This window comes from Ilumatobacter nonamiensis YM16-303 (assembly GCF_000350145.1).
Classification (GTDB): Bacteria; Actinomycetota; Acidimicrobiia; order Acidimicrobiales; family Ilumatobacteraceae; genus Ilumatobacter_A; species Ilumatobacter_A nonamiensis.
Map to the genome: position 1 here is coordinate 1 of NZ_BAOL01000236.1, position 5,315 is coordinate 5,315.

A 5,315-nucleotide genomic window follows, 5' to 3' on the forward strand; every position below is an offset into this window, starting at 1 on the left:
CGCGCACGGAGCGCCGGAACAGTTCACGAGAACGTGGGGTGGGGTGGTGTCGGTCAGGCGATGGCGCGCTTGGCCTTGGCGGCCTGCTTGGCGAGGCGCTTGGCGGTGCGGCCGATCGGTTCGATGTTGCGGTGGTCGCAATCGCCGACCTCGGCGCCGTTCTCGAACAGCACGCGGTACCGCTGCCAGTTGAAGCCGTTGGCGAGGATGACCTTGCCCTCGGTGCCGACGGGGACGCCATGGATCTCGGCGGTGCTGCGCACCTTGTCGCCGATCTTCAGCGAGATCTGGCCGTCGTGCGGCGACGCGAGCTTGTGCGGCTTCCAGTACTCCATCGCCACCCATTCTGCCGGATCGCGACCCTTGCCGCGCCATTCCCCGCCGTCGACACCCCGGAATCTCGAACGTGTGGGCTGGGCTGACGACGGCCGGAGGGGTCGACAACCGGGACAGATAGCCTCCGCCTCTGTGAAGAGTTCGGTTGAAGTCCTCGAGGACAACAAGGTCAAGGTGTACGTCGAAGTCGATGAGGCTGAGTTCGACAAGGACATCGACAAAGCGTTCAAGCTGCTGGCGAAGGAGGTCAACCTCCCCGGATTCCGGGCCGGCAAGGTTCCCCGCAAGGTGCTCGAAGCCCGCGTCGGGCTCGGTCCAGCCCGGGAGCAGGCACTGCGCGACGCCGTTCCCGAGTACCTGTCCAAGGCGGTCAACGAGAACGATGTCGACCTGATCGCCACGCCGGAAGTCGAGATCACCGACGGCGAGGAGACCGGACCGGTCGAGTTCGAGGCCACCTGCGAGGTGCGCCCCGTGATCACCGTCGAAGGCTACGACTCGCTCAAGGTCGAGCTCCCGAGCGTCGAGGTCACCGACGACGATGTCACCGAGGCGCAGAATGCCGAGCTGAGTCGAGACGCGTCGCTCACCGCGGTGGAGCGACCGGCCGAGACCGGCGACTTCCTGCTGATCGACATGGCAGCGACCCGTGACGGCGAAGAAGTGTCCGGCCTCAACACCGAGGACTTCTCGTACGAACTCGGACAGGGCTGGGTCACCGACGACTTCGACGAGCAGCTCACCGGAGCGTCGGCGGGCGACACGCTCGAGTTCGAGTCCACGCCCAAGGGCCTCGAGGACCCGGTCGACTTCGTCGTCACCGTCCAGATGGTCCAGACCCGTGAACTTCCCGAGCTCACCGACGAGTGGGTCGAGGAGAACATCGAGGACTTCGAGACCGCCGAGGCGTGGACGGAGAGCCTGCGCGAGACGCTGAGCGAGCAAAAGCTGAGCACTGCTCGACAGCAGGCCGGCACCAAGATCAACGACGCGCTCGCGGAGTTGGTCGACATCGAGGTTCCCGAGCCGATGGTCGCCAACGACCTGAACCAGCGGGTCCAGGGAACGATCCAGCAGTTCCAGGCGCAGGGGATCGACTTCGAGCAGTGGATGCAGGCGACCGGCCAGGATCCGGAGAGCTTCGTCGAAGGGATGCGTGGCCAGTCCGAGACGGCGGTCAAGGTCGACCTGGCGCTGCGGGCGATCACGGTCGCCGAGAGCATCGAGGCGAGCGACGACGAGATCGAGCGTGAGTACGCACGCCTGGCGATGCAGTACGAGCAGAAGGCCAAGGACATCCGCCGGGCCTACGAGCAGAACGATGCCGTGTCCGAGCTCGTGTCGCAGATCCAGAAGTCGAAGGCATTCGACTTCCTGGTGCACCACGCCACCTACGTCGACGAGAACGGCAACGAGATGGACCGTGACGCGTTGATCGGCCATTCGGAACACGACCACGACCACGATGACTCGACCGAGGATGTCGACGCCGAGGCCGCCGCCGAGCCCGACACCGCCGAGACCCAGACCGAAACAGCCGAGAGCGACACGGAGGACGATTCCTGATGGACCTCGATGCGAAGAACTACATGGTCCCCAACGTCGTCGAGCAGACGGCACGCGGCGAGCGGGCGTACGACCTCTACAGCCGGTTGCTCAAGGAGAACATCATCTTCTTGCAGACCCCGGTCGACGACACGGTCGCCAGCCTGATCTCGGCGCAGTTGATCTTCCTCGAGTCGGAGAACCCCGACAAGGACATCAACATCTACATCAACAGCCCGGGTGGCGACATCACGGCACTGTTCGCGATCTACGACACGATGCAGTTCATCAAGAACGACATCGCCACGATCTGCCTCGGCCAGGCCGCTTCGGCGGCCGCCGTGCTCCTGGCCGCCGGTACGAAGGGCAAGCGCCTGGCACTGCCGCACGCTCGGGTCCTGCTGCACCAGCCGTCCGGACAGGTCGGCTACGGGCAGGTCACCGACCTCGAACTGGCGGCATCGGAGATCCAGCGGATGCGCGAGATCCTCGACGGGATCCTGTCCGAGCACACCGGCCAGCCCATCGAGAAGATCAACACCGACACCGACCGTGACTTCGTGATGGAGGCGCAGGAAGCGCTCGAGTACGGGATCATCGACCAGGTGATCTCCTCTCGTGAGGCGGTCGATCGCGGCGGTCCGATCCGCTGAATCGACACTGGTCCCGGGCCGATTCGGCCTGGTCCTCGCATGAGGTTGCCAGATGTTGCACAATGAGGGGCCGTCGTCCGGATGCGAGCGACAAGAGAATTGAGCGGAGGAGAGATCGACAGTGGCGAAATTCGGTGACACCGGCGAACTCTTGAAGTGCTCGTTCTGTGGCAAGTCCCAGAAGCAGGTCAAGAAGTTGATCGCCGGCCCGGGCGTGTACATCTGCGACGAGTGCATCGACCTGTGCAACGAGATCATCGAAGAGGAGCTCACCGAAGCCGCCGATGTGAGCTTCGAGGCACTGCCGAATCCGCGTGAGGTCCGCGCCTTCCTCGACGACTACGTGGTCGGTCAGGACGACGCCAAGAAGATCCTCGCCGTCGCGGTCTACAACCACTACCGACGCATCCAGCATCAGGCCGACAACGAGAACACCGTCGGTCGTCGGGACGAGGTCGAACTCGCCAAGTCGAACATCCTGCTCCTCGGGCCCACGGGCTGTGGCAAGACCCACCTCGCCCAGACGCTCGCCCGTCAGCTCAACGTGCCGTTCGCCGTTGCCGACGCGACCGCACTCACCGAAGCCGGGTACGTCGGCGAGGACGTCGAGAACATCCTCCTCAAGTTGATCCAGGCCGCCGACTTCGACGTGAAGCGCGCCGAGAGCGGAATCGTCTACATCGACGAGATCGACAAGGTCGCCCGCAAGAGCGAGAACCCGTCGATCACCCGTGACGTGTCCGGCGAGGGTGTGCAGCAGGCGCTGCTCAAGATCCTCGAAGGGACCCAGGCGTCGGTGCCGCCGCAGGGTGGTCGCAAGCATCCGCACCAGGAGTTCATCCAGATCGACACGACGAACGTGTTGTTCATCCTCGGTGGAGCGTTCGCCGGACTCGACGACATCATCGAGAACCGGATCGGCCAGAAGGGTGTCGGTTTCAACCACACCGTGCGCAGCCACGTCGACCGCGACCCGGGCGAACTGTTCGCGCAGGTGCTGCCCGAAGACCTGGTGAAGTTCGGGATGATCCCCGAGTTCATCGGCCGTCTGCCGATGGTCGGCGCGGTGCGATCACTCGATCGTGAAGCGCTCATCGCGATCCTCACCGAGCCGAAGAACAGCCTCGTCAAGCAGTACGAGAAGATCTTCGGCTTCGAAGACGTCGAGCTGGAGTTCACCGACGACGGACTCGTCGCGATCGCCGACCAAGCGCTGCTCCGAGCGACCGGCGCCCGTGGCCTGCGGGCGATCCTCGAAGAGGTCTTGCTCGAGACGATGTACGACCTGCCCGGTCGGACCGACATCGGCAAGGTCGTCATCGACGCCGAGACCGTCACCGAGAAGGTCAACCCGACGCTCGTTCCCCGCAAGGCGCAGCGTCAACGCAAAGCCGCCTCCTGAAGATGTCCGTTGGTGCCCGGCACCGATGAACATTTTCGACTGACAGGACATCGATGGACTTCCAGGAAGCGCTCGCGTATCTCGACGAGCACATGTCGTACCACAAGACCGGGCGGATCGATTCCCCGTCGATCGAGCCGATCGCGGCGATCTGTGGGGCACTCGGCGACCCGCATCTGAGCGCGCCCGTCATCCACGTGACCGGGACGAACGGCAAGGGTTCGACCGTGCAGATCATCTCGCGCCTTCTCGCCGCCCAGGGCCTCACCGTCGGCACGTACACGAGCCCGCACCTGGAACACGTCACCGAGCGATTCAAGCGCAACGGCGAGCCGATCACCGAGGAAGAACTCGCCGAACAGATCACGGCCGTCGCCGAGGTCGCTCCGTTGGTGGATCAGAACCCGGGGTATTTCGAGATCCTGACCGCTGCGGCGTTCCGCTGGTTCGCCGACATCGCCGTCGACGTGATGGTCATCGAGGTCGGTCTCCTGGGACGCTGGGATGCGACGAACATCGTCCAGTCGCAGGTGGCCGTCGTCACCAACATCGGGATGGACCACAACGAGTTCGCCGGTCCGTCGATTCAGGACGTGGCGCGGGAGAAGTCGGGGATCGTCAAGCCCGGATCGGCCGTGATCGTCGGCGAGACCGATCCCGACATCGTCGACATCTTCCGTGACGCCGGGGGAGCGACCACCTTCGTGCGTGACGAGGACTTCGCCACGCTGAGCAATTCACTCGCCGTGAACGGGCGACTGCTCGACCTGCGCACGCCGACGACGATCTACACCGACGTGTTCCTCCCGCTGAACGGTGCGCACCAGGGCGACAACGCGGCGCTCGCACTCACGGCAGTCGAGACGTTCTTTGCAGCGCCACTGCCCGAAGACGTGGTGATCGAGGGCTTCGGCGAGGTCAGCATGCCGGGTCGGTTCGAAGTTCTCGGCCGTCAGCCGTTGGTGATCATCGACGGGGCCCACAACCCGGTCGGGGCCGACACGTGCGCGTCGGTGTTCTTCGGCGACTTCCATCCGGACGGTCGTCGGATCCTCGTCGCGGCAACCACTCGTGAGCCGCTGGAGATGCTCTCGGCACTGCGCGCGGACGAGTTCGACATCGTGTTCGTGGCCACCGCGCCGACCCCGCGAGGGATCCCCGCCGCCGATCTCGCGAGGGCCGCCGAGGAACTCGGGTGCGATCACGTGGTGAGCTTCGACACCGTCGAAGATGCCTGCTCACGGGCCGTGGACTACGCGGACGGCGACGACGCGATCCTCGTCACCGGCAGCCTCTACACCGTCGGCGCCGCCCGCACCACCCTCCAACGCCACGCCAACTGACCCCTCGTGAACCATCGGGTGTCAGACACCCGATGG

General features: G+C 64.9%; 5 protein-coding genes. 4 read left to right on the plus strand and 1 reads right to left on the minus strand.

Going from position 1 to position 5,315, the window contains the following annotated elements; translation table 11 throughout:
- Positions 1 to 53 precede the first annotated feature (53 nt).
- Entirely contained in the window at positions 54 to 335 is a 282-nt protein-coding gene (locus ON45_RS23225) for a hypothetical protein (RefSeq protein WP_040495847.1), read from the minus strand.
- A gap of 133 nt (positions 336 to 468) precedes the next feature.
- Here ON45_RS23225 and tig point away from each other — a divergent pair, with 133 nt between their 5' ends.
- The 4 genes from tig (at position 469) to ON45_RS18310 (ending at position 5,279) form a co-directional block, all read left to right on the plus strand.
- Positions 469 to 1,902, plus strand: coding sequence for a trigger factor (gene tig, locus ON45_RS18295; protein WP_040495848.1), 1,434 nt, complete (start codon positions 469 to 471; stop codon positions 1,900 to 1,902).
- The gene (locus tag ON45_RS18300; RefSeq protein ID WP_040495849.1) at positions 1,902 to 2,534 is read left to right on the plus strand and encodes an ATP-dependent Clp protease proteolytic subunit; all 633 of its coding nucleotides are present in this window, start codon (positions 1,902 to 1,904) and stop codon (positions 2,532 to 2,534) included. The genes tig and ON45_RS18300 overlap by 1 nt, the downstream gene beginning before the upstream one ends.
- A 121-nt stretch (positions 2,535 to 2,655) precedes the next feature.
- Positions 2,656 to 3,936: an ATP-dependent Clp protease ATP-binding subunit ClpX gene (gene clpX / locus ON45_RS18305; protein ID WP_040495850.1), complete on the plus strand. Its 1,281-nt coding sequence runs from the start codon at positions 2,656 to 2,658 to the stop codon at positions 3,934 to 3,936.
- A 53-nt stretch (positions 3,937 to 3,989) separates the two neighbouring features.
- A complete protein-coding gene (locus ON45_RS18310; RefSeq protein ID WP_040495851.1) occupies positions 3,990 to 5,279 on the plus strand; it encodes a bifunctional folylpolyglutamate synthase/dihydrofolate synthase in 1,290 nt (429 codons plus the stop codon).
- The last annotated feature ends 36 nt before the right edge of the window (positions 5,280 to 5,315 follow it).